This is a genomic window from Gordonia sp. KTR9, from assembly GCF_000143885.2.
In the GTDB taxonomy this organism is placed as follows: domain Bacteria; phylum Actinomycetota; class Actinomycetes; order Mycobacteriales; family Mycobacteriaceae; genus Gordonia.
This window is the reverse complement of the sequence record NC_018581.1, coordinates 2570354-2594388: the sequence shown is the minus strand read 5'-3', so window position 1 is coordinate 2594388 and position 24035 is coordinate 2570354. Positions and strand designations below refer to the sequence as shown.

23 protein-coding genes and 1 riboswitch are annotated in these 24035 nt (G+C 68.2%); of the genes, 3 read left to right on the top strand and 20 right to left on the bottom strand.

The annotated features are described in order from the left end of the window. Positions 1-28: 28 nt before the first annotated feature. The 12 genes from KTR9_RS12615 to KTR9_RS12555 all read right to left on the bottom strand — a co-directional run bounded on the left by KTR9_RS12615 (position 29) and on the right by KTR9_RS12555 (position 14052). Complete coding sequence (locus KTR9_RS12615) at positions 29-1054, bottom strand: gluconeogenesis factor YvcK family protein (RefSeq protein WP_014926662.1); 1026 nt, start codon at positions 1052-1054, stop codon at positions 29-31. Continuing rightward, positions 1051-1983 carry an RNase adapter RapZ gene (gene rapZ / locus KTR9_RS12610; RefSeq protein ID WP_014926661.1) on the bottom strand — a complete coding sequence of 311 codons (933 nt, stop codon included), beginning with the start codon at positions 1981-1983 and terminating at the stop codon, positions 1051-1053. The genes KTR9_RS12615 and rapZ overlap by 4 nt, the downstream gene beginning before the upstream one ends. Then, entirely contained in the window at positions 1976-4027 is a 2052-nt protein-coding gene (gene uvrC / locus KTR9_RS12605) for an excinuclease ABC subunit UvrC (RefSeq protein WP_014926660.1), read from the bottom strand. The genes rapZ and uvrC overlap by 8 nt, the downstream gene beginning before the upstream one ends. Before the next feature lie 10 nt (positions 4028-4037). Continuing rightward, positions 4038-4532 carry a PH domain-containing protein gene (locus KTR9_RS12600; RefSeq protein ID WP_010840995.1) on the bottom strand — a complete coding sequence of 165 codons (495 nt, stop codon included), beginning with the start codon at positions 4530-4532 and terminating at the stop codon, positions 4038-4040. Beyond that, positions 4529-5041, bottom strand: coding sequence for a 6,7-dimethyl-8-ribityllumazine synthase (gene ribH / locus KTR9_RS12595; protein WP_010840994.1), 513 nt, complete (start codon positions 5039-5041; stop codon positions 4529-4531). The genes KTR9_RS12600 and ribH overlap by 4 nt, the downstream gene beginning before the upstream one ends. Further along, positions 5038-6360, bottom strand: coding sequence for a bifunctional 3,4-dihydroxy-2-butanone-4-phosphate synthase/GTP cyclohydrolase II (locus tag KTR9_RS12590; RefSeq protein ID WP_010840993.1), 1323 nt, complete (start codon positions 6358-6360; stop codon positions 5038-5040). The genes ribH and KTR9_RS12590 overlap by 4 nt, the downstream gene beginning before the upstream one ends. Before the next feature lie 20 nt (positions 6361-6380). Next, positions 6381-7019, bottom strand: coding sequence for a riboflavin synthase (locus tag KTR9_RS12585; RefSeq protein ID WP_014926657.1), 639 nt, complete (start codon positions 7017-7019; stop codon positions 6381-6383). A 44-nt stretch (positions 7020-7063) separates the two neighbouring features. Next, positions 7064-7220: riboswitch (FMN riboswitch) on the bottom strand. Between the two features lie 82 nt (positions 7221-7302). Beyond that, on the bottom strand, positions 7303-8328 hold the full coding sequence (gene ribD / locus KTR9_RS12580) for a bifunctional diaminohydroxyphosphoribosylaminopyrimidine deaminase/5-amino-6-(5-phosphoribosylamino)uracil reductase RibD (RefSeq protein ID WP_014926656.1): 1026 nt from the start codon (positions 8326-8328) through the stop codon (positions 7303-7305). Positions 8329-8332: 4 nt separating this feature from the next. Beyond that, a complete protein-coding gene (gene rpe, locus KTR9_RS12575) occupies positions 8333-9037 on the bottom strand; it encodes a ribulose-phosphate 3-epimerase (protein ID WP_010840990.1) in 705 nt (234 codons plus the stop codon). A gap of 840 nt (positions 9038-9877) precedes the next feature. After that, a complete protein-coding gene (locus KTR9_RS12565; protein WP_044506609.1) occupies positions 9878-12388 on the bottom strand; it encodes a TPR repeat region-containing protein in 2511 nt (836 codons plus the stop codon). Next, entirely contained in the window at positions 12388-12696 is a 309-nt protein-coding gene (locus KTR9_RS12560; RefSeq protein WP_044506607.1) for a hypothetical protein, read from the bottom strand. Before KTR9_RS12560 ends, KTR9_RS12565 begins: the two co-directional genes overlap by 1 nt. Positions 12697-12792: 96 nt before the next feature. After that, entirely contained in the window at positions 12793-14052 is a 1260-nt protein-coding gene (locus KTR9_RS12555; RefSeq protein WP_014926654.1) for a DUF222 domain-containing protein, read from the bottom strand. Between the two features lie 190 nt (positions 14053-14242). Between KTR9_RS12555 and KTR9_RS12550 the strand changes: the two genes are divergently transcribed. Genes KTR9_RS12550 through KTR9_RS12540 form a run of 3 tightly spaced genes read left to right on the top strand, consistent with a single transcriptional unit; the run spans position 14243 to position 15716 of the window. Beyond that, positions 14243-14605: an ArsR/SmtB family transcription factor gene (locus tag KTR9_RS12550; RefSeq protein ID WP_044506606.1), complete on the top strand. Its 363-nt coding sequence runs from the start codon at positions 14243-14245 to the stop codon at positions 14603-14605. Then, on the top strand, positions 14605-15084 hold the full coding sequence (locus KTR9_RS12545; RefSeq protein ID WP_044507893.1) for an SRPBCC domain-containing protein: 480 nt from the start codon (positions 14605-14607) through the stop codon (positions 15082-15084). Before KTR9_RS12550 ends, KTR9_RS12545 begins: the two co-directional genes overlap by 1 nt. Further along, the gene (locus KTR9_RS12540; RefSeq protein WP_014926651.1) at positions 15081-15716 is read left to right on the top strand and encodes a dihydrofolate reductase family protein; all 636 of its coding nucleotides are present in this window, start codon (positions 15081-15083) and stop codon (positions 15714-15716) included. Before KTR9_RS12545 ends, KTR9_RS12540 begins: the two co-directional genes overlap by 4 nt. 15 nt (positions 15717-15731) lie before the next feature. On the opposite strand, the gene KTR9_RS12535 is transcribed toward KTR9_RS12540, so the two are convergent. From KTR9_RS12535 to mihF, 8 genes are all read right to left on the bottom strand, one after another. Next, positions 15732-17105 carry an RsmB/NOP family class I SAM-dependent RNA methyltransferase gene (locus KTR9_RS12535; protein ID WP_014926650.1) on the bottom strand — a complete coding sequence of 458 codons (1374 nt, stop codon included), beginning with the start codon at positions 17103-17105 and terminating at the stop codon, positions 15732-15734. Continuing rightward, positions 17102-18061, bottom strand: coding sequence for a methionyl-tRNA formyltransferase (fmt, locus tag KTR9_RS12530; protein ID WP_014926649.1), 960 nt, complete (start codon positions 18059-18061; stop codon positions 17102-17104). The genes KTR9_RS12535 and fmt overlap by 4 nt, the downstream gene beginning before the upstream one ends. Continuing rightward, entirely contained in the window at positions 18062-20026 is a 1965-nt protein-coding gene (locus KTR9_RS12525; RefSeq protein WP_014926648.1) for a primosomal protein N', read from the bottom strand. Positions 20027-20090: 64 nt separating this feature from the next. Continuing rightward, on the bottom strand, positions 20091-21299 hold the full coding sequence (gene metK / locus KTR9_RS12520) for a methionine adenosyltransferase (protein WP_044507891.1): 1209 nt from the start codon (positions 21297-21299) through the stop codon (positions 20091-20093). An 89-nt stretch (positions 21300-21388) separates the two neighbouring features. Next, positions 21389-22660, bottom strand: coding sequence for a bifunctional phosphopantothenoylcysteine decarboxylase/phosphopantothenate--cysteine ligase CoaBC (gene coaBC / locus KTR9_RS12515; protein WP_044506603.1), 1272 nt, complete (start codon positions 22658-22660; stop codon positions 21389-21391). 15 nt (positions 22661-22675) lie between these two features. Then, positions 22676-22975 carry a DNA-directed RNA polymerase subunit omega gene (rpoZ, locus tag KTR9_RS12510; protein WP_010840978.1) on the bottom strand — a complete coding sequence of 100 codons (300 nt, stop codon included), beginning with the start codon at positions 22973-22975 and terminating at the stop codon, positions 22676-22678. A gap of 41 nt (positions 22976-23016) precedes the next feature. Then, positions 23017-23646, bottom strand: a complete 630-nt coding sequence (gene gmk, locus KTR9_RS12505; RefSeq protein ID WP_014926645.1) for a guanylate kinase — start codon at positions 23644-23646, stop codon at positions 23017-23019. A 40-nt stretch (positions 23647-23686) separates the two neighbouring features. After that, the gene (gene mihF, locus KTR9_RS12500) at positions 23687-24001 is read right to left on the bottom strand and encodes an integration host factor, actinobacterial type (RefSeq protein WP_004021989.1); all 315 of its coding nucleotides are present in this window, start codon (positions 23999-24001) and stop codon (positions 23687-23689) included. Positions 24002-24035: the final 34 nt, after the last annotated feature.

Sequence of the window (24035 nt, the reverse complement as noted above, 5' to 3'; positions counted from 1 at the left end):
TCGAGAAAGTCGCGGAACATCGCCCGGGTCAGGCGTCCGCTCGGCCAGAGTAACGGGTCAATTCACCTTCGCACAGTTCGTTCACCACGGCGGCGACTTTCGCCGGGTCATGGACCTGACGGCCGGGCACCGCGACGTCCCCGACATTCAGCTCCGCACCGAACAATCCGGCCGCACGCTCGAGGTGATCACGTTCACGCCCGGCCGGGACCGACGACGCGTCCACGAGGACATGGTCGACGCGGAACGTGTTCGCGTGGGCGTGCAGCACGTGGAGGTGTCGCTCGACCGAGAACCCCGGGGTCTCCCCCGGCTCGGGAGCCAGGTTGACCACCAGCACCTTGCGAGCACGGCTGCGCTGCAAGGCCTTCAGCTGCTCGGGCACCAGGACGTGCGGGATCACGCTCGAGAACCACGAGCCCGGCCCCAACATCACCAGATCGGCCGATTCGATTGCCGCGAGGGCCGATTCGCAGGCCGGCGGATCGTCCGGCAGCAGCCGTACACGACGCACCTTGCCGGGGGTGGTGGCGACCGCGACCTGCCCGCGGATCTCACGGCTGATGCGCGGATCGGCCTCGAGTCCCGAGACGTCGGCCTCGATGTCGAGCGGCACGGTCGACATGGGCAGCACGTGTCCCGTGATGCCGAAGATCGCCCGCAACTCCGCGAGCGCCCCGACCGTGTCGCCGAGCACCTCGGTGAGTCCGGCGAGGAGCAGGTTGCCGATGGGATGTCCGGCCAGGGCCCCGCGGCCGCCGAATCGGTGCTGGAGGACCTCGGCCCACAGTTCGTGGCGGCGGCGGACGACCGGATCGGCGGGCTGTCCATCCTCGAGCCCCTCGGGGGTACTCATCAACGCGGCGAGCGCCATTCGCAGGTCACCGGGTGGGATGAGTCCGAGTTCGGCACGCAGTCGCCCCGACGATCCCCCGTCGTCGGCGACGGTGACCACCGCGGTGATGTCGGCACTGAGGTAGCGCATCGCGGTCAGCGTCGCGTAGAGGCCGTGTCCGCCGCCGAGGGCGACGATCCGCGGCTCGGCGGAACTCATTCGCGCCCCAGGTCGCGATGCATGACCCGTACGTCGTAGGACGCGAGCCCGGCGTCGTCGACGGCGCGGCGCAGACGAGCCGACAACTCCTCGGCGATGGCCACACTGCGGTGCTTGCCACCGGTGCATCCGACGCTGATCGTCATGTAGCGCTTGCCTTCTCGCAGATACCCGCGACCGACGATCGAGACCAGTCCGGTGTAGTGGTCGAGGAACCCGTCGGCGTCCGGCTGACCGAGCACGTAGTCGCGGACCGGCGCCTCGCGGCCGTTGTGGTCGCGCAGCTCGTCGATCCAGTGCGGGTTGGGCAGGAACCGGACATCGGCGACGAGATCGGAGTCGATGGGCAGCCCGTATTTGAAGCCGAACGACTGCACCACGATCGACAGGCGGGGTTCGGTGTCGCCGGGCGCGACGCCTTCGACGATCGCGCGCAGCTTCGCCGCGGTCAGCGCCGAGGTCTCCACCACCAGGTCGGCGACGTTCTTGATCGGGGCCAGGATCGCGCGCTCGCGGGCGATCCCCTCGACGAGGGTCTCCTTGCCCTGCAACGGGTGACGGCGGCGAACCTGTTCGAACCGGCGAACCAGCACCTGATCGCTGGCATCGAGATACAGCAGTCGGGTGCGGATCCCGGACTGTTCGAGACGGTCCCGCAGTTGCTCGAGTTGGTGGGCGAGGTTGTCGTCGGAGGCGCGCAGCACCATGGCGAGCCGCGTGATCGAGGGATCGTCCTCCCGCACCATCCCGACCATCGTCGAGATCAGTGAGGGCGGCACGTTGTCGGCGACGTACCAGCCGTCGTCCTCGAGCACGTTCGCCGCGGTGGATCGTCCCGCGCCGGACATCCCCGTCACGAACAGCACGGTGAAGTCGGTCCCGGTCTGCTCCGCGGTCACCGTGCTCTCCGCTTCGGTGTGGTCACTCATCGACACCTCGTCCCGCGTCACCGGTTGCCACCGTCATCTCCTTCTCGGCCTCCGCCGGGGCCGGGGTCGGGGTCTGCTCCGGCACCGGCACCTCGTCGGAGAGCGCGGACTTGACCGCGCGCGCCGTGGTGAGGCCGATTCCGTGTACCTGGGATATCTCGTCCAAGGATGCCTCACGCAGGCGTGCGACCGAACCGAAGTGGGTCACCAGCGCGGTGCGGCGGGTTCGGCCCAGACCGGGCACGCCGTCGAGCACCGACTCGGTCATGCGCTTGCTGCGCTTGCTGCGGTGGAACGTGATGGCGAAGCGATGGGCTTCGTCACGCACTCGCTGCAGCAGGAACAGGGCCTGGCTGTTGCGCGGCAGGATCATCGGGTCGTCGTCGCCGGGGACCCACACCTCCTCGAGGCGTTTGGCCAGCCCGATCACCGAGACGTCGGTGATGCCGAGCTCGTCGAGTACCGCGGCCGCGGCGTGGACCTGCGGCGCACCACCGTCGACGACGAACAGGTTCGGCGGGTAGGCGAACTTCCGCGGCTGTGCCGGCGTGTCGGCGGCGGCGCTGATCTCCCCGGACACCGGTGGCGGTGCGTCACGGTCGGTACGGTGCCGCAGGAAGCGCCGTCGCGTGACCTCGGCGATGGACGCGACGTCATCGGAGTGACCCTCACCGGCGGCATGGCGGATCGAGTAGTGCCGGTAGTCGGACTTGCGCGGCAGGCCGTCTTCGAAGACGACGAGCGAGGCGACCACGTCGGTGCCCTGGACATGCGAGATGTCCACGCATTCGATGCGCAGCGGCGCCTGATCGAGCAGCAGCGACTCCTGCAGTTCCGTGAGGGCCGCCGAACGGGTCGTGAGGTCGCCGGCGCGCCGGAGCTTGTGCTGCGCAAGGGCTTCGGACGCGTTGCGGGCGACGGTCTCGAACAACGCCTTCTTGTCGCCGCGCTGGGGAACCCGCAGCCGCACGCGGCTTCCCCGGAGACCGGACAGCCACTCCTCGAGTTCCTCGGCGTCGGAGGGCAACTCCGGGACCAGCACCTCGCGCGGTATGGACTCCCCGTGTGCCCGGTCGGTCCCGACGTCGACCGTGGCGTCGAAATCGACCTGGGCGCCGTAGAACTGGGTGACGAACTCCCCCACCACGTCGCCGTCGGTTCCGTTGTCGCTGCGCTCGACGACCCATCCGCGCTGACCGCGTACCCGCCCGTCGCGGACGTGGAAGACCTGAACCGACACCTCGAGCTGGTCGCCGGCGAGGGCGATCACGTCGGCGGTGGTGCCGTCGCCGAGCACGACCGCCTGCTTCTCCATCGCGCGTCGCATCGCGCCGATGTCATCGCGCAGCCGTGCGGCGCGCTCGAAATCGAGTTCCTCGGCGGCGACGGTCATGTCCCGTTCCATCCTGCGGATCATCAGGTCGGTGCGGCCGGCGAGGAAGTCGCAGAAGTCCTCGACGATCTCCCGGTGCTCCTCGGCGTCCACCCGCCCCACACAGGGGGCCGAACACTTGTCGATGTAACCGAGCAGGCACGGCCGGTCGATCTGGCGATGCCGTTTGAACACACCGGCCGAGCAGGTCCGGGCCGGGAAGACCCGGGTGAGCAGGTCGACCGTCTCGCGGATCGCCCAGGCGTGCGCGTACGGGCCGAAGTAGCGCACGCCGCGCCGGCGCGGGCCCCGGTAGACGAACAGCCGGGGATACTCCTCGTTGAGCGTGACCGCGAGCATCGGGTAGCTCTTGTCGTCGCGATAGCGGACGTTGAAGCGCGGGTCGAACTCCTTGATCCAGTTGTATTCGAGCTGCAGCGCCTCCACCTCGGTGCCGACGACGGTCCATTCGACCGACGCGGCGGTGGTCACCATCTGGCGGGTGCGCGGATGCAGCGAGGTGATGTCGGCGAAGTACGACGTCAGCCTCGACCGGAGATTCTTGGCCTTGCCCACGTAGATGACGCGACGATGCTCGTCGCGGAATTTGTACACCCCGGGATCGGTCGGGATGGACCCCGGCGCGGGGCGGTAGGTAGTCGGGTCGGCCACGTGTTCCAGGCTAGTGGCCGGGCCGGACAGTCCCGCGGTAGCGCTCCTCCAGCTCGCGGAACCGGCCCATCGCGTCGATGGCGCGCTGGCCGTCGCCGGCCTGAACAGCCAGGACGGTGATGTGTTCGTCGGCCGGGAACAACAGCCACGCCCCGAAACCCTTCTCCGGGTAGGTGAGACCGAGAACACGGTCCCACTCGAAGAGTCGCACCGAGACCAGGTTGCGGACCTCGACCCCGGCGGCGCCGACACGCAGACGCGGGCGGGTGAACAGCAGGATGGCCGCCGAGATCAGGACGCCGATGAGGATGATCGCGACCTGGTCGGAGCCGCCGAGATTGCGGACGCCGACGTCGTCGATGGTCAACAGCAGGCCGAACGTGATGTGGATCGCGAGCACCACCGCGGCTGTCACGATCGCCCATCGCGGCAGGTTGCGGGGCCGGTACACCAGGTCCCACCCGGCCGCGTCGGTGCCGGCCGGGTGGGAGTCCGCAGAACTCACGCCGACGCTCCTCCGACCGCCACCGGGAGGGTCTCGCCGCGCTGCAGCGCGCGCAGGGTCAGCGCCGACGCCAGCGCGGCGACGGTGGCCTGTGCGCCCTTGTCCTCGGTCGAACCCGGGAGCCCGGCACGGGCGATCGCCTGGTCCTCGGTGAGCACGGTGAGCACCCCGTTGCCCACCGGTGTCGACTCGTCGAGGGACACCCGCGTGAGACCGGCGGTCACCGCGTCGCACACGTACTCGAAATGCGGTGTCTCACCCTTGATCACGACGCCAAGCGCCACCACCGCGTCGTGGGTGCGGGCCAGCGCCTGCACGATGACGGGCAGCTCGATCGCGCCGGCGACCTGCACGATCGTCGGTTCGGTCACGCCGTTGTCGCGTGCGGCCCGGATGGCACCGTCGAGGAGGGCACCGCAGACGGTCTCGTGCCATTGCGACGAGACGATGGCCAGACGCAGCGTGCCGGCATCGGCGAGTTCGAGGGTCGGCTCTCCGTGGCCGCTCATGCGGGTGCTCCTTCGGACGCGCCGTCGGTGGGCTGCGCGTGATCGTCGAGCCCGACGAGGTCGTGGCCCATCCGATCGCGCTTGGTACGCAGGTAGCGCAGGTTCTCGGCGTTGGCGCGCACCGGCATCGGGACCCGGTCGACGATGTGCAGACCGTACCCGTCGAGTCCGACGCGCTTCGCCGGATTGTTGGTCAGCAGGCGCATGGACCGCACGCCGAGGTCGACCAGGATCTGTGCGCCGAGTCCGTAGTCCCGCGAGTCGGCGGGCAGGCCGAGCTCGAGGTTGGCGTCGACGGTGTCGGACCCGGCATCCTGCAGCTGGTAGGCCTGCAGCTTGTGCAGCAGCCCGATGCCACGGCCCTCGTGACCGCGCATGTACAGGATGATGCCCCGGCCCTCGTCGGCCACCATCTCCATCGCCGCGTCGAGCTGTGGCCCGCAGTCGCAGCGCAGCGAACCGAAGACGTCGCCGGTCAAGCACTCCGAATGCACGCGCACGAGAACATCGTGACCGTCGGCTTCGCCGGTGATGTCGCCCTTGACGAGCGCGACATGCTCGACGTCGTCGTAGACGCTGGAGTACCCGACAGCGCGGAAGTCGCCGTGGCGGGTGGGGATCCGGGCGTCGGCGACGCGGACCACGTGCTTCTCGTGGCGGCGGCGCCAGGCGATCAGGTCGGCGATCGAGATCAGGGCGAGGTCGTGTTCGTCGGCGAACACCCGCAGCTCGTCGGTCTGCGCCATCGAGCCGACGTCCTTCTGGCTCACGATCTCGCAGATCACCCCGGCCGGCGAGAGGTCGGCCAGGCGGGCGAGGTCGACCGCGGCTTCGGTGTGACCCGGGCGGCGAAGTACGCCGCCTTCCTTCGCACGCAGCGGAACCACGTGGCCTGGTCGGGTGAAATCGGCCGCCGCGGCGTCGGGATCGGCCAGCAGGCGCATCGTCGTGGCGCGGTCGGCGGCACTGATGCCGGTGCCGATGCCTTCGCGGGCGTCGACGGTCACGGTGTAGGCCGTGCCGTGTTTGTCCTGGTTCATCGAGTACATCGGGGGCAGACCGAGCCGGTCGCACGCGTCACCGTCGAGCGGGACGCACAGGTATCCGGAGGTGTAGCGCACCATGAACGCCACCAGTTCGGGGGTCGCCTTCTCCGCCGCGAAGATCAGGTCGCCCTCGTTCTCGCGGTCCTCGTCGTCGACCACGACAACGGCCTTGCCCGCCGCGATGTCGGCGATGGCGCGTTCGATCGTGTCGAACGCGACTCCGGTGCCCTCGGCTGCGGTCACGTCTTCACCGTCTCGCGACGACTCGCTCATCAGAACCTCACTCGTTGTGCTCATTTCGCCCCCGCAACATCAGGAGTACCAGTCGTGTCCGAACCCAGGTGGAGGCGCTCGACGTACTTGGCGATGACGTCGACCTCGAGGTTGACCACGGTGCCGGGTCGGGCGGCGCCGAGGTTGGTCTCGTTGAGTGTCGTCGGGATCAGGGAGATCTCGAACCAGGAGTCGTCATCGGCCCCACCGACGGCCGACACGGTGAGCGACACCCCGTCGACGGTGATCGATCCCTTCTCGACGAGGTAGCGCGTGAGCTTCGCGGGAACCGCGATCCGTACGACCGTCCAGTTCTCCGACGGGTTGACCGCGGCGATCGTTCCGGTGCCGTCGACGTGTCCCTGCACGATGTGGCCGCCGAAACGACCGTTCGCGGGCATGGCGCGCTCGAGATTGACGGTGCTGCCGGCACCCAGGTCGGACAGCGAACTCCGGCGCAGCGTCTCGCCCATCACATCGACGGTGAACTCACCTGGGCGGAGGTCGACGACGGTCAGACACACGCCGTTGACGGCGATCGAGTCGCCGTGACCGGCATCGGCGGTGACCACGGGCCCGCGGACGGTGAATCGGGCGGCGTCGGAGAGATCCTCGCGGTCGGCGATGACGCCGAGTTCTTCCACGATTCCGGTGAACACGCACTCCTCCTGCTCGCTCGGAGCAGACAGGGCGGCCTCGTGTCGCCTGTTCTCTCGCATCCGGACTGTGACCGTCGGCTTCGGATTCGCACCGAATCTGCTGTCCCTACCTGGTGGCAGGCGCTCGCGGGCTGGACGATGCGGATCCACCGCACCCTCATCACCGCCGGTGGGGAGTTTCACCCCGCCCCGAGAACTGGTGACATCGACGCTAGCACGGTCCGAGATGTCAGTCGCATTGCGATTCCGGTGAGCGAAAGGCGCCGCGGGCATGTCGTGCCGCTCACCGTTCACGCGAGGTGGTCGAGGGTCGCGACAGTGTCAGGAGGACGTCGTCCCCGAGCCGCGTCACCGACGTCGTGCGGAACCGCAGGCCGTCGGTGAGGGTGGTCACGCCCGGGATCTCCACCGAGCCGCGTCCGGCGCCCAGCACCAGGGGGGCGACGTAGGCGTGCACCTCGTCGACGAGTCCGGCCGCGAAGAAGGCCCCCAGGATGTGCGGTCCGCCCTCGACCAGCACCCACAATGCGTCCGGCAGTGCGGCGAGCACGTCGGCGGGGTCGTGGGATTCGACCCGGATCAGCGGGCCGCCCGCCGGATCCCGGAGACGGGCGTCGGCCGGGAGGTCGCGGCGACCGAGGACGACGCGGGCGGGCTGGTGCGGGTGCAACGTGCCGTCGGCCGTGCGCGCGGTGAGAGTGGGATTGTCGGCCAGCGCGGTACCGGTGCCGATGACGATGGCGTCGATGCGAGCGCGCTGCGAGTGCGCGTGGTCGCGGGCCTGCGGGCCGGTGATCCACTGGCTGGTGCCGTCGGGCGCGGCGATCCGGCCGTCGACTCCGGCGGCGATCTTCGCGGTGACGTGCGGCCGCCCGAGACGCTGCCGGGTGAGCCACGGGCGGAGCGGGCCGTTCTCGACGTCGCCGGCCGCGACTCCCCCGGTGACGCGCACCCCGGCGGCCCGAAGCGTGTCGGCGCCGCCGGCGGCGACCGGGTTCGGGTCACTCACCGCGTAGTGGACTTCGGCGACACCCGCCTCGACGAGTGCCTGCGCGCACGGGCCGGTCCGACCGGTGTGGTTGCACGGTTCGAGGGTGACGATCGCGGTGCCGCCGCGCGCGGCGTCGCCCGCGGCTCGCAGGGCGATGATCTCCGCGTGCGGTCCGCCGGGCGGTTGGGTCGCGCCGATGCCGGCTAGGGTGCCGTCGGCGGCGAGGATGACAGCGCCGACCGGCGGATTCGGTGAGCTGACCCCCATCGCCTCCCGGGACGCGCTGATCGCGCGCTCCATGGCACCGGCGATGTCCATCGGGTCAGGCCTGGCTCTGCGCCCGTGCGGTGGCGGCCGACTCACGAAGTGCGGCGACGGCCTGTCCGGGATCGTCGGCGCCGTAGACGGCCGATCCGGCGACGAAGCAGTCGATCCCGGCCTCCGCGGCCTCCTCGATCGTGTCGGCGTTGATGCCGCCGTCGATCTCGACGAGAAGCCTCAGCTCCTCGGAATCGATGAACTTCCGGATGGCGCGGGCCTTTTCGAGAACCTCCGGGATGAACTTCTGACCTCCGAAGCCCGGCTCGACGCTCATGATCAGCAGGGTGTCGAAGTCCCGCAGGATCTCCAGATACGGCTCGAGCGCGGTACCCGGCTTGATCGACAGCCCCGCCTTGGCCCCGGCGGCGCGGATGTCACGGGCGACGCCGATCGGGTTCTCGGTGGCCTCGGCATGGAACGTGACGTTGTGTGCCCCCGCCTCGGCGTACGGCGGCGCCCACCGCTCCGGGTTCTCGATCATCAGGTGGCAGTCGAGCGGGATGTCGGTGGCCTTCAGCAGGCTCTCGACGATCGGTAGTCCCAGGGTCAGGTTCGGCACGAAGTGTGCGTCCATGACGTCGACGTGCAACCAGTCGGCCCGGGTCTCGCCCGGCCGCGCCACGGCAGCGGCCTCGGCCGCGAGATTCGCGAAGTCCGCGGACAGGATGGACGGGGCGATCATGGGCGCGGAACCGGCGGTGCACATGGTCGAAGTGTAGGACGCGGTGTTGCTACCGACGAAAGCGCTCCGGAGTCTCAGAGACCGTTGGCCGGCCAGCCGGGAGTGGGTGGCAGTACCGGCCAAGGCTCGGGACCGGTCTCGACCCCGAGTCTCGGGAGGTCGGGGTTCGGAGGCAAAGCGTTGCACGCGACGACGTCGGCGCGGTTCTCCGGCCCAACCCCCAAGCGGTCGAAGTACGACGCCTTCCAACTGCCGAACATCGACGTGAGGGGCGTGGTCTGAGAACCTCGTCGATCAGCGGGTGGCAGCCTCTGTCCCGCGCGCACGAATTCGATCGTTACCGGAGGCCCCCATGGAAATCGAACGTTGCGCCACTCGACCCCGCCACCGTCCGATCGTTGCTCGATCGACAGCAGCTCGCTGCGACATATCGTCAATCGACTTCGGTCAGCCGCGTCTTCGCGCCGAAGGGGAAACAAGAAGAGCGTATTCACCACTCGACTGGTCTGACTGTTGCTCGCCACCAGACGGATTCGCTCGTCGGTGCCTGGTGGCGATGCCGCGGCGAATCCGGGATATCCCCACTCCATCGACTGCCCCTCAAACGCAAGTTCGAATGACTCCGTGTACGCGCGGACAAACGTCCCCTCCGAACTCGTGAGGTCAAGGACATTTGTCGGACTCCAGCGGAAAGACATATCCAAATCAGGCGGTAGTCGCTTCCCAGGCGGTGCTGCCGGAGAACCACTCGTCGGCTGCTCGGCAGGTAACGGTGTCGCACCACAGCCGGCAACGAACAATGCCGTAAGAAGCAACGCCGACACACAGACCAGACGAAGTCTCGGCGAACGCGCCACGTCACCCCTAACGCTTGTAAGCATCTTCTAAATTCTCGTTGTGCCGAAGCGCGAATGAGTTGATGTCGGATTGCAGCTTCTGTTGGATGAAGGTTGCAGCTCGACTCTCGTCGCTACCATCGGCCATCACGCCGGAGCGCTTCATTTCGCCAAAATCTGGGTTGCTATCCGGCGAGTACAGACTTTGGAACTGGGGATCATCCGCGAGTTCTGGATGGGTCTCGAAGTATCCCGCAAGGATCTGCACGTACTTCGCGTTCGGATCGATCTCGTCTTCAAACAACTCGGTCCGAAGCCGTTGGAGTTCCGGGTCGGCCTTGACCGTATCCGGGTCGACCGGCAGGCCAGACAAGTCCAGCTTCGCCTGGGGCGCCACGCCGTCGATCAAGACCTTCACAGCCGGGTCCAGACCCGGAACAGCAGTCAGTAGCGCTTTGGCGCTGTCGAACATCGCGCCGACGACTGCGGCATCGTAGGCAGCCAGGTGCCGGCCGTCGACCTTTGTTTCCTCGATGTGCGCGTCCAATCCGCCGATCATGGCTCCTTCGAGGCGTCCGGTGACTTCACCGAGCCCGTAGTCGTGCGGGTCTTTTCCGAACTCCTGTTGCATCACATCGATCTGCAAGGCGGTCAAAGAGTTGACGATTCTTCCTGCGGTCGCATCCGAATTCAATACTTCGAAGGTCGACTTCAAGTCGCTCGCGTCGACTTCCGACACACCATGCGTGTGAAAGAGCTGCGGATCGGCGCCTGCCATAACAGCAGTGTGCGAGCCGATCGCGGAGGCCAGCGTGCGAGTCAGCTCGGGGTTGAGTTCGCCCAGAGCCGGTTTCCGGTCTCCGATGTCAATCAGCGCGTCCTTGTTGTCGCCGAAGTACTGCGCAAGGGCGGTCGAAATGTTGCCGGCACGTTCGCTCTCGAGCACCGCTTCGGGAGAACTACCATCAGGCGCGTAGGCAGCACCGGGCATCCAGTTGAACAGCCTGTTGATTCCGTCCGAGTCCTTGCCCGCTTCATCAGTCCAGTCGAACGTCAACAGATGCTTGAGGGCCTCTGCGTCCTTGAAAGACCGTTCGGCGCCGCCGAGATCGTAGGTCGTCGGCATCGAACTGCTGGACGGGTTACCGGTTGCCGACATCACTGCATCGTGTACCGCGATGTGATCGGCGCCCGCGACACCGAGCATGTCGACGAGGAGGCCCTCGACTTCGCTTTTGCCAACGATGTTGTGGTTCAACATGCTTGGATTCGACGCGTATTCCGTGGCGCCTGCAGCTGCAATCTCACTGGCCCTCGCGATCAATGCCCGGTCGACGTCGCTTCCCAACTGCACGGACCCCGAGCCGTACGCACCCCCCGGCGGGTCGACAGAGCGGTGCTCCAAGATGCCCATGATCGACTTGAGGTCGTCGAAGGTCTTCAGATCGGTGACCGACCTGTGGCCGCCGGAGTGCGCGCCTGAGTCCGGAACCGTCAGTCGTCCCCTACTCGCAGCAGCTTCGGACAGGGCGTCCCGGATCGGCGCCGGGAGTTGACTCGTCCCGCCGGTCACGAACGGGGCATCCGTCCCCCAGATCTCGGCAAACACGTTCGAGTCTGTCTGGCCGGTCCGCAGGTGCCGGTTTCCCAGCAGATACACGCCGTCAGCGAGACTCTGTTTCAAAGTCTCTCGCTCTGCGCCGGTGTACTTGTCGCCGAACGACTCCAGGGCGCCGAGGGACAGCGGCTGCCCTTGAGGTCCGCCACCCCAACTCGGCGTGTAGATCGCCTTCAGGTAGTCGAACTGCTCCTTCGGGATTACTGCGAAGTCACCGCGGGCGAGTGCCGATCGCTGCTCTGGGGTCAGGCTGGTGGCGCGGGAGAAACGGTCCTTCTGCTCGGTGGTGGCTGTACCACTCATGATGGCTTGGACATCGATGCTCGCCTGGCCAGGTGAGTAGCTGGACGCCAGTGGCGCATTGCCCTCTGCATCACCGAAGGCCGTGGCGAGAACGCGCGCCCCGTTACGATCGTCCTCGCCCATCTGGTCGGCCAGGGACTGGAGCGAGACGGTCGCCGTCTTGGCCTCCTCGGAGCGTGCCGCCTGGGCATCGAGTATGGAACGCTCCGTTGCGCTGCCCGCCTCCACGCCCTTGAGCTCGGCCGCATAGTCGCGGGTGTCGCGCACCGTCCAGTCGTCGGCGACGCTGAACTTGTCGCGTTCCAAGCCGAGCGCGCGGACCAGCGCCGTGGTGCGATTCGGACTGATCGCGGCCGACGTGTTTCGCAAGACGTTGGCGGCGTGCGTGAGGTCGGCCCCCAGTTTGTTGATCTCGGCTCGATCCGAGTCGGTGCGGCTCTCACACCCGAGTTGGGAGGCCCCCACCCATCCTCTGGAATCGCCGGCCCTCATCGGCGCTTCGGCCATCCGCTGGGTCAGACCGCTGAGGTCATCCACCGCCGTGTCGAGCGCACTGGCCGCAGCATCGAGAGACATCAGGTCCCAGCCGTTGACGATGGAGCGCGACGGACGCGACATCAGAACTCGGTGATCGCACGGAAGCCGCTGGCCAGTGACTCCTCCGTGTCGGCGACTTCGCCGGCTGCCTGGTAGCAGGTCTGCGACACCTGGTCCATCCTCGCCGCCGCCCGGCCGAGCAGCGACCGAACGGTCTCGTCCTTGCCGGCGCACGCAGCCCCGATGGCCGAGGCCGGCATCGCGTTCGAGGCGTCGCCGAAAGCGGACTTCCCGGTCCACAGGGCGCGCGTCTCCGAGGAACACCGAGCCAGCGCATCTCCGACGCCGGTGATGACACCCAGTTCCTCGACACCAAAGCGCTCAGCCATACAAACCCCCGAGTTTGCAGCAATCCTCGTCGTGGCACACCGCCACGACGAACAACTTAGTACGACTCGGCCCCACCGTGCGTCGGTCATCCACACTCAGGAGGCGGCCAGTATCTGGATCAGCCGAGTCTCGACACCACTCCGCGCTGCCGGCGTGTGTCCGATCGCTGGCGGAGGCACGCTCCGATGTCGGGCCTCGGTCGGGGTGATCACGTCGATCACGCGCACCCCGTCGACGACTCTGACGTCGTAGAACCACCCGGGAGCCTCCTTGGCGCGGTTGTGGATCACGCACGTTCCGTCGGCGTTGACCGCGCTGGTCGGGCCGTTGCGACGATGCGGTCTGGCGTGGTCGATCTCGGCGATCGGCGCACCGCAGTACGGAGTTCGGCACCGTTGATCACGCATCCGGATGTACTGGACCAGCGCGGGCGGGAAACCTCGCGCGCGTGACTCCATCGCCACCAGCGCGCCATCGGAGGGTCTTGCGTACAACTTCCGCAGCGTCGATGCGGTCTCCCCCGCAGCGGTCACCGAATCGGCGACCAGAAGCCGCGCAACGGTCGCCGGGATCGGTCCGTACCCTTGGAGCTCGGCGGCGGCGTCGTCCAGGCCGAGCAGAGACCGTTCGGACAGAACGAGATTCACCGCGATCGGCGTCGGTTCCGCAACGGAACGACCGGTGACACGTTCGACCAAGGTGTCGGCCATGACCTGTGCATGATTTCGGCTGTCTGTCCCGACCACCGAGTCGGCGTGCTTCTTCAGCGCGGCGTACACCGCGATCCCTTCGGTCATCGGCAGCAGCGCCGACAGTTGCGTCATCAGATCCGGAGCGGGCCGGACCGTGACGTGACGATCCTTCCCGGCCTTCGACTTACGTGCCGCCACCGCTTCGGGTTCCAGCTCGTAGGCGTGGCGTTTGGCCAGGACCTCGATCTCGCGATCGGAAACGCCTGTCAATGCCGTTCGATCACCACAGATCCGGCGGTCGATCTCTTCGCGCGATTCACGGATCAGGTAGGCGGTTTCGCGTACCAGGATCATCGCCCGCCACTCGGTGAGGACTCCGTCGGTGAGTGCCGCCAGAGTGTGCGGCATCTCGTGCGCCAGGGCGCGGGCGAAACCGAGGCACTGACTCCCCTTGCGAGGAGACACCTTCCGGGCCAGACCGACCTCGGCGGCCAGGCCGCGACCGCGCCCCTGGTGCGGGACGTTCCGCGCGGCTTCATCCGCCGCGCGCAGGTCATCGAGATTCGCGGTCTCCCGCACCTGAGCCGCGGTGCACGCCGACTTGATCTCTTCGAGGAGGGTGAGCCGACACACCGACTCGGCCTCGTCCGCGCCGGTGAGCATCCCGCCGATTCCCCTCACGATGGACCGCAGATGATCCGTGTCCAACCGAACTGTTGTGTTCGAAGCCTCCTCGTGCATACGTTCGATACTACCGAAGTTCGACCACATCAGCGGGCGCTTTCCACAGGGTCGGGACCGTCTGAATGCTTAGCCATTGAGATCAGTGATGGCATCTGCAACACTTAGCCATATGGCACACAGTACGGTCCCTTTGGACGACATCTTCGGCGCGCTCTCCGACCCGACGCGCCGCGCCGTCGTCGAGCGGCTGGGGCGCGGACCGGCGAGCGTCGGCGAACTCGCCCACCCCTTCCCCATCACTCTGCCGTCCTTCATGAAACACCTACGCGTACTGGAGGACAGCGGGCTGGTTCTGACCAAGAAGGTGGGCCGCACGCGTATGTGCACGCTCGACCGACGTCGTCTACGTCGGTTGTCCACCTGGCTGGACCATCAGCGGACCGTCTGGACCGAACGCACCGACCGACTCGAACACTTCGTCACCGACACCGACACCGACACCGACACCGACACCGACACCGAGGAGACATGATGATCGACCCCGAACTGGACCTCACCCTGCACCGGGTGATCCGCGCTCCGCGACAACGTATCTGGGACGCCTGGACTCAACCCGATCAATTTGCCCAGTGGTGGACTCCGGCCCCGACGGTCACCCGTGTCGACCGCCTCGAGCCCGCGCCCGGCGGTGCGCTCGTGACCCGGATGAGCGAGGACGGAACCACTTTCGTCCCGCACATGGATGCCGTCTTCCTCGTTGCGGACGTGTGCGAGCGTCTGGTTTTCACCAATGCCGTCGACAGTTCGTGGCGTCCCGCCGAACCAGCACCCGTCGCCATGACCGCCGAGATCACGTTAGCCGAGCATGCGGACGGAACCGAGTACAACGTCGTGGTGCGCCATCGCAGTCCGTCTGACCGTGACCGCCACGACGAACTCGGCTTCTACGACGGCTGGGGTTCGGTCACCGCCGCGCTTGCCGAGCTCGTGGAACACGAAGTCTCACAGTGAAGATCACCATCACGCAGTTCATCACACTCGACGGGGTCACCCAGGGTCCCGGTGCCGCCGACGAGGACACCTCGAACGGATTCCTCGCGGGCGGTTGGCTGGTGCCTCACATGGACGAGCAGTTCATCCGCCAGGCGTCGCGGTGGCTCGATCTCGCCGACGGGCTACTTCTCGGACGGCGCACCTATGAGGCGTTCGCCCGCGACTGGCCCGCGATCACCGATCCCGACGACCCGTTCACGGTGCGGATGAACGGACTGCCGAAGTATGTGGTGAGCAGCTCACTCACCGAGACTGATCTGGCATGGCAGCCGGCGACACTGCTGGTCGACGACCCGATCGGCGCGATACGGGACCTGCGCACAGACTCCGACCGTGAGCTGCAGGTCCACGGAAGCGCGACGCTGGCGTCGTCGCTTCTCGAGGCGGGTGTCGTGGACACCCTGCGCCTCGTGGTTGCGCCCACCCTGTTGGGCTCCGGGCGAACGCTGTTCGGCCGCAACAGGGTCGGAACCGGATTCCGACTGGCCGAACACCACGCCACGACCGGAGGTCTGATGATTCTCGAGTACGAGGCGGTGGGACCGCCGGCGGTCGCGGACTACGCAGGAGCGAGCGCCGTGACCCGATAGACCGCGAGCTGGCGGCTAGTCACGCGTCAGCGCCGCCAGGAACATGGCGTCGGTGCCGTGGACATGCGGCCAGAGCTGCACGTGGGGGCCGTCGCCCAACAGTTCCGGGCCCAGCTTGCCGACCGTCACCAGCGGGCGGGCATCGAGCTGGCGCGCGCCGTCGACCGACGCCACCACGTCGGCCACCACCGCGGTCGTCTCGGCCGGGTGCGGCGAACAGGTCGAATAGACCACGACGCCACCGGATTTCACCAACCGTAGGGCCTCGGTCAGCAACTGCTTCTGCAGAACGACGAGTTCGTCGACGTCGGAAGCGGTCCGGCGCCAGCGGGATTCGGGTCGTCGGCGCAGCGAGCCCAGCCCCGAACACGGGGCGTCGAGCAGAATCCGGTCGTAACCGGTGTCGAGTCCGCTCGACCGTGCGTCGGCGACATGGATGGTCACGGGCAGATCGGACACGACCTTGCGGATCAGCCCGGCTCGATGCTCGGACACCTCGACCGCGTCGAGCCGGGCACCGTCGATCTCGGCGAGCGAACCGATGAGTGCGGCCTTCCCGCCGGGACCGGCGCACATGTCGAGCCATCGCCCGCCGTCATCGACGACCTCGGCCACGGTCACTGCACGTGCGACGAGCTGACTGCCTTCGTCCTGCACGCCCGCGTACCCCTCACGGATCGCCGCGACGTCACCGGGATCACCACCCGGGAGATACATGCAGTACGGGGAGAAGTCGCCGACCTCACCGTCGCTCGTGAGGGCGAGTTCTTCGGCGGTGATGAATCCGGGGCGGGCCACCAGATGCACCGGCGGTCGCTCGTCATCGGCGGCCAGCGCCGCCTGCAGTTGTCCCGCCGAGCCGCCGAGCGCATCACGGAACACCTCCGCGATCCATCTCGGATGCGCGTACTGGAAGGCCAGGTAGCCGACGAGATCGTCCGCGGGTGACGGGGCGAGCTCGTCCACCCACAGGTCCTCGTCCTTCTGCGACACCTTGCGCAGCACCGCATTCACGAAGCCCGACGGCCCCATCCCGTTTTCCGCGCGCACCAGATCGACCGACGTCGACACCGCCGCATGCGCGCCGACCCTCGTCCGCAACAACTGATAGGTGCCGAGGCGCAGGACGTCGAGGACAGTGCCGTCGATGTCGGCGACGGGCCGTTGGGCCGCGGCGGAGATCACTGCGTCCAGCAACCCCTGCGCCCGCGCGGCGCCGTAGGCCAGTTCGGTGGCGAAGGCGGCGTCGCGGCCTTCGATTCTCCTGTCCCGCAGCATCTTCGGGAGGACGAGATTGGCGTAGGCATCACGTTCACGCACCGCGCGCAGGGTGTCGCGGGCAGCCACACGCGCGGGATCGAGGTCTTTCTGCCGGAACTTGCCGCTCATCGCAGGACCGTCCCGTCGGTCAGCCGTGCACCGCGCGCCCAGTCGGCGGCGGGCATGGGTTTCTTACCCGGCGGCTGCACGGTGCCGAGAGTGACCGGCTGCGAACCGGTTCCGACGAAGACCGCCTTCTTGGTGACCGCGAGCACACCGGGCGCGAGCACATTGTCCCGCACCGCATCGGGCAGACCGGGATCCTCGGTCGACGCGACGACCGACACCGGCCCGACCTTGATCCGAGCCTCGTCGAGACTCGTCCACGGCCCGGGCGCGGGGGTGTATGCGCGGATCAGGCGATCGATGATGTGCGCCGGCAGATCCCACCGGACCCGCGCGTCGTCGACCTCGACCTTCGGCGCATGGCTCACCCCGGTCGTCGGCTGCGGTTCGGGGGCGAGTTCGCCGGCCTCCAGTCCGTCGAGGGTGGACAGCAACAGTCCCGAACCGGCGTCGGCCAGGCGTGCCAGGAGGTCACCGCTGGTGTCGGTGGGTCGGATGGTCTCGGTCAGCACGCCGAAGACCGGGCCGGTGTCGAGGCCTTTCTCGAGCCGGAACGTGCTGGCTCCCGTCACCTCGTCGCCGGCCGCGATCGCGGCCTGAACCGGGGCCGCACCGCGCCAGGCGGGCAGCACCGAGAAATGCAGATTGATCCAGCCGTGCTGCGGGAGGTCGAGCAACCCGGGTGGCACGAGCCCGCCGTAGGCCACGACGGCCCCGCAGTCGGGCGCCCAGCGCCGGAGTACATCATCGACCTCCGGTTCCGACAACCGCCGCGGGGTGATCACCTCGAGCGAATGCTCGTCGGCGAGCCGGCCGACGGGAGACCGCATCACCTTGCGACCGCGGCCGGACACGGCATCGGGGCGGGTGATGACCCCGACCACCTCATGCGACGAGGCGATGAGGGCCTGCAACGACGGCACGGCCACCTCGGGGGTCCCGGCGAAAACGATGCGCATTCATCCGATCGTAGGCGGGTCGATCTGCACCCGGATCGGCCCGGTCTGCCGATGCGTGTTGCGCCGGACCTGACCGGCGACAAGGGCCTCGGCCAGCAGGCGTCCGTGCTTGCGCGGCAACCGCACCAGGATGCGATCCATCTCGTCGTCCGGAGCGGCCTCCCACTCGGCGCTGCCGGCCGGCGGGCGCACCCCCGGCGGCAACGGAACGGGCCCGAGGACGTCGGCGTCGGTCGGCAACTCCAGGTGCTCGACGAAGTCGGTGATCACCCCGGTCGGTCCGTCGACCGATGCCATCGTCACTGCGGGCGGGAACCCGAGCTCCACTCGTTGCCGAAGCTGGATGGAGGCGAAACCCACCGGGTCCCAACGGATCAGCGCCTGCACGGGTGCGAGTGAGGAATCGGCGACGATCACCACGCGACCGCCGTCACCGTGCGGCGTGACCATGGCGGCCAACGCCATCCAGCGGCGGACCGCATGCTCCTCGGCACGCAGATCGGCACGGTCGAGTTGCGCCCACGTGTCGACGACGATCGCCGCGCCGTACCCGCCCGGCGCGACCGGCTCGGCGCCCGGTGTCGCGACCACGAGCCGTGCACCGGGTTCGATCTCGTCGAGGATGGTGTCGCCTCCGCTGGTCAGCACCGGCACACCGGCGAAAGCGCGCCCCAGCTCCTCGGCGGTCCGGCGCGCACCGGTGACCGTGGCGCGCACCGAGGTGTTGCCGCACTCCGGACAGCGGAAGGAGCGCTCGGGGCGCCCGCACCATCGACAGCTCAGCCGTTGGTCGGAGTCGAGCTGCAATGGACCGTGACAGGCGCGACAGCGCGCGTGTTCGCGGCAGCGCGTGCACGCCAGCGATGGCACATAGCCGCGCCGCGGGACGCTGAACACCACCGGACGATCGGCGGCGAACGCCGACCGCGCCGCGTCGAACGCGACTTCGGGGATGCGTGCGGACCTCGCCATGGGGTCGCGGGCGATCTGGCGGTCGTCGTCGGAGATGGCCTGGACCCGTGGGCTGCGGGTGCGGACGGTCGCGCGGTCGGCGACGAGATCGTGTGCCCAGCCCGACGCCACCAGCGCCTGTGCCTCCGCGGTCCGGGCGAAACCGCCGAGCAGGAGACCACACCGTTCGTGATGGGAACGCAGCACCGCCACCTCGCGGGGATGCGGATAAGGCGCCCGCGGGTCCGACATGCTGTCGTCACCGTCATCCCAGACAACGACGAGCCCGAGATCGGCCACCGGCGCGAACACCGCGCTGCGCGTACCGATCACCAGTTGCGCCGCGCCACGACGCACGGCCAGCCACCGCCGGTAGCGAGCGGTGGGTCCGAGTCCGGCGGACAGCGCGACACCGCGGTCGCCGATCAACGGCTCTACCTCGGCCCACACGCGGTCGAGATCTCGCTGATCGGGGACGGTGAGGATGCACCCCCGTCCGGCGGCGAGGGTTGCTGCGGCGAGTTCGGCGAGACGCCGTGGCCAGTCCTCCCCCGGCAGGGCCTGCCAGACGGCACGAGGATGACCGTCGACGAGGTTCTCGACGTAGGAATCGGCGAGCGGGTACCGGTGCCAGTCGGTGAGTTCGGGGGTCTCGACGACGGCGGTCGGTTCCGGTGTCGTCTCCTTCTCGGTGCGCGCGTGCCGCGGCGGTATCGCCAGGCGCACGACATCGCCCATGGTGCCCGCGTACCGGTCGGCCACCGCGCGACACAGCGTGGCCAGCTGCGGGGTCAGGACCGGTTCGGCGGACACGACACGGTCGAGCCAGCCCAGCTTGCCGGGATGATCGCTCTTGTCGATCCGCTCGAGGAGGTATCCGTCGACGAGCCGGCCGGAGAATCGCACGCGGACGCGCACGCCGGGCTGCGCGGCCTCGTCCTGGTCGACGTCGATGAGATAGTCGAAGGGCCGATCGAGGTGCGCGAGTCCCAGAACAGGCAGAACACGGGCCACCGGCAGCTCAGCCGCCGGGACCCGTGCTCCTTTGGGTGTCAGTGAGAGTGCTTCCGCAGAGGGGCTACAGTCCCGCGGCGGCCCGCAGCTTCTCCGCGCGGTCGGTCCGCTCCCACGGCAGGTCGACGTCGGTGCGGCCGAAGTGGCCGTACGCCGCGGTGGGTGCGTAGATCGGGCGCAGCAGGTCCAGGTCGCGGATGATCGCGAGTGGACGCAGGTCGAAATTCTCCGCGATGACGCGCTCGATGACCGCGGGGTCGACCTTCTCCGTGCCGAAGGTCTCGACGAACAGGCCGACCGGGGCGGCTTTGCCGATCGCGTAGGCGACCTGCACCTCGATGCGGCTGGCCAGGCCTGCGGCCACTGCGTTCTTGGCGACCCAGCGCATCGCATAGGCCGCGCTGCGGTCGACCTTCGACGGATCCTTGCCGGAGAACGCGCCGCCGCCGTGACGGGCCATGCCACCGTAGGTGTCGACGATGATCTTGCGGCCGGTCAGACCCGCGTCACCCATCGGGCCGCCGAGGACGAACTTGCCCGTCGGGTTGACCAGCAGGCGGTAGTCGGTGGTGTCGAGGCTGGGCAGGTCGATCTCGGCGAGCACCGCGTCGACGACGTGCTTCTTGATGTCCGGGGCCAGGAGGTTGTCGAGGTCGATGTCGGCGGCGTGCTGGGTGGAGAGCACGACGGTGTCGAGGCGGACCGGGGTGTCACCGTCGTATTCGATGGTGACCTGGGTCTTGCCGTCGGGGCGCAGGTACGGCAGGGTGCCGTTCTTGCGGACCTCGGTCAGGCGGCGCGACAGGCGATGCGCCAGGGCGATCGGCACCGGCATGAGCTCGGGGGTCTCGTCGGTGGCGTAGCCGAACATCAGGCCCTGGTCACCGGCACCCTGGCTGTCGATCTCGTCCTCGGAGATGCCGCTGCGGCTCTCGTGCGAGTTGAAGACGCCGCCCGCGATGTCCGGGGACTGCGCGCCGATGGCGACGTTCACGCCGCACGATGCGCCGTCGAAGCCCTTGGTCGACGAGTCGTAACCGATCTCCAGGACCTTGTCGCGCACGATCTTCGGGATGTCGGCGTAGGCGGTGGTGGTGACCTCGCCGGCGACGTGCACCTGTCCGGTGGTCACGAGGGTCTCGACCGCGACACGCGCCTTCGGATCGTCGGTGAGGATGGCGTCGAGAATCGAGTCGCTGATCGCGTCACAGATCTTGTCGGGGTGTCCCTCGGTAACGGATTCGCTCGTGAACAGGCGTGACGAGGTGGTCATCAGATCCTCTCGAGATCTACGCGCGTCGATGGTCGCCGCGCCGCTGGCAGTGTCGGCCAGGTCCGACTGGCCGGGGGAATACATCCAACCTAATCGGTCGGTCGAGCTCCTCGACCATCAGGCACCAGTTGGCGCACTTCGTCAAGTATCCGACTCGACATGAGTGTTTTCGACCCGAAGGGCAGTGCGGTCTCGTCGCCGTTGGCGGCGAGCAACCAGCCGGTGTTGTCCTCGGTTCCGAAGGCCTTGCCATCGCCGACGGCGTTGACGACGAGCAGGTCACAGCCCTTGCGGGCGAGCTTCGCGCGACCGTGGTCGAGGACGCCGCCGGACTCGTCGCCGGTCTCGGCGGCGAAGCCGACGATCACGGTGTCGCGCGGGATCCGGCCATCGTCGCGGGCGGTGACGAGGCCGCGCAGGATGTCGGGGTTGGTCGTCAGCCGGATCGGCGCGGGGCCCTCGTCGCCCTTCTTGATCTTGGACTCGGCGACGGCGACCGGGCGGAAGTCCGCGACCGCGGCAGCCATGATCACGACGTCGGCGTCGGCCGCGCGCTTGGTCATCTCGTCGGCGAGTTGTTCGGCGGTCGAGATCCGCACGATGGAGACACCGGCCGGGTCACCCGCGCCGGACGTCGATCCCGCGACCACGGTGACACTCGCCCCGCGCTGTGCCGCGGCCCGGGCCAGCGCGAAACCCTGCTTGCCCGAACTGTGATTGCCGAGATAGCGGACCGGGTCGAGCGGCTCCCGGGTACCGCCGGCACTGATGAGCACGCGGACACCGTCGAGGTCGTACGGCAGGGCGTCGGCGCGGTCGAGGAGCAGCTCACCCAGAAGAGCGATCTCCTGCGGGTCAGGAAGACGGCCGCGACCGGAATCGGTACCTGTGAGGCGCCCCGACGCGGGGGTCATCACCACCGAGCCGTGGGCCCGGAGCGTCGCCACATTGGCCTGCGTCGCGGGGTGTTCCCACATCTCGGTGTGCATCGCCGGGACGAACAGCACCGGACATCGCACGGTCAGCAGCGACGCGGTCAGCAGATCGTCGGCGCGACCTTGGGCGGCGCGGGCCATGAGGTCGGCGGTGGCGGGGGCGATGACCACGAGGTCGGCGCCCTGCCCGAGACGGACGTGGGCGACCTCGTCGACATCGTCGAACACGGTCGTGGAGACGGGGTTGCCGCTCAGCGCCTCGAAGGTCGCCTTACCGACGAACTCCAGCGCGGCCGGGGTGGGCACGACGCGGACGTCGTGGCCGGCCTCGGTGAAGTGCCGGATCACCGAACAGACCTTGTAGGCCGCGATCCCGCCGCCGACGCCGATCAGGACGCGGCGTCGGGTTCCGATCGCAGTGCTCATCAACGGCGCCGGAGACTATTCGCCCTCGGTGTGCTCGAGAAGGTCGGAGTGGATCTCGCGCATCGCGATCGACAGCGGCTTCTCCTGGAGGCCGGGCTCGACCAGCGGGCCGACGTACTCGAGGATCCCGTCGCCGAGCTGGTTGTAGTAGTCGTTGATCTGGCGCGCGCGCTTGGCCGCGTAGATGACGAGCGCGTACTTCGACGACGCGCGGTCGAGCAGATCGTCGATCGGCGGATTCGTGATGCCCAGCGGCGTGTCGTACGCCGGTGCGTCGCTGATCTCGGAGATGTCGAAATTGGTCGGGGTGCTCACACGAACTCCTGCGTCGAGGTCTGGGTGTCGGAAAGGGCCGGTCAGGTCGCGGATGCGGCCGGCTGTTCGGGTCCGACCAGCAAGGATACCAACTGATCGGCGGCCCGGTCGACTTCGCTGTTCACGATGACGTGATCGAACTCGTCCTGGGCGGCCATTTCGGTCCGAGCGGTGGCGAGTCGGCGCTCGATCGCCTCGGGCGTCTCGGTGGCCCGGCCGGTCAGGCGGGACACGAGTTCGTCCCAGCTGGGTGGTGCGAGGAAGACGGTGACCGCCTCGGGGAGTCGGGCCACCACATTGCGCGCGCCGACCAGGTCGACCTCGACCAGAACCGGCTTACCGGCTTCCAGTGCGGCCAGGACCGGGGCGATCGGGGTGCCCGAGCGCTGCAGCCCGCCGTGGATCTCGGCCCACTCCAGGAGCTCGTCGGCGGCGATCATCCGGTCGAACTCGCCGGCCGAGACGAAGTGGTAGTCGCGGCCGTCGACTTCGCCGGGCCGCGGGTCGCGCGTCGTCGCCGACACGCTGAAGTAGACGTCGGGCACCGCGGCGCAGACCTTTGCGACCACGGTGGACTTGCCGACGGCCGAGGGGCCGACCAAAACGATCAGTCGACCCCTCGTGCGTCCGGTTCCCTCGTGGTTCGGGCGGTTGTTCACCGTCCGGTCCACGGGTTCGTCTCGCTGCCGTATTCGGTTCGGTTGCTCACGCTCAGGAGCTGAACTTCTCGAGCAGAGCCTTGCGCTGACGGTCGCCGAGACCGCGCAGGCGGCGGGTCGGGGCGATCTCGAGCTCGGTCATGATCTCCTGTGCCTTGACCTTGCCGACCTTGGGCAGGGCCTCGAGCAGGGCCGAGACCTTCATCTTGCCCAGGATCTCGTCGTTCTCGGCATCTTTGAGCACCTGCTGGAGATCGGTGCCACCGCGCTTGAGGCGCTCCTTGAGCTCCGCGCGGACACGACGAGCGGCAGCTGCCTTCTCCAACGCAGCGGCGCGCTGCTCATCGGTCAACTGGGGAAGGGCCACGGGGTTCCTCCGTCTTTCGTTCTCGAGTGGGACT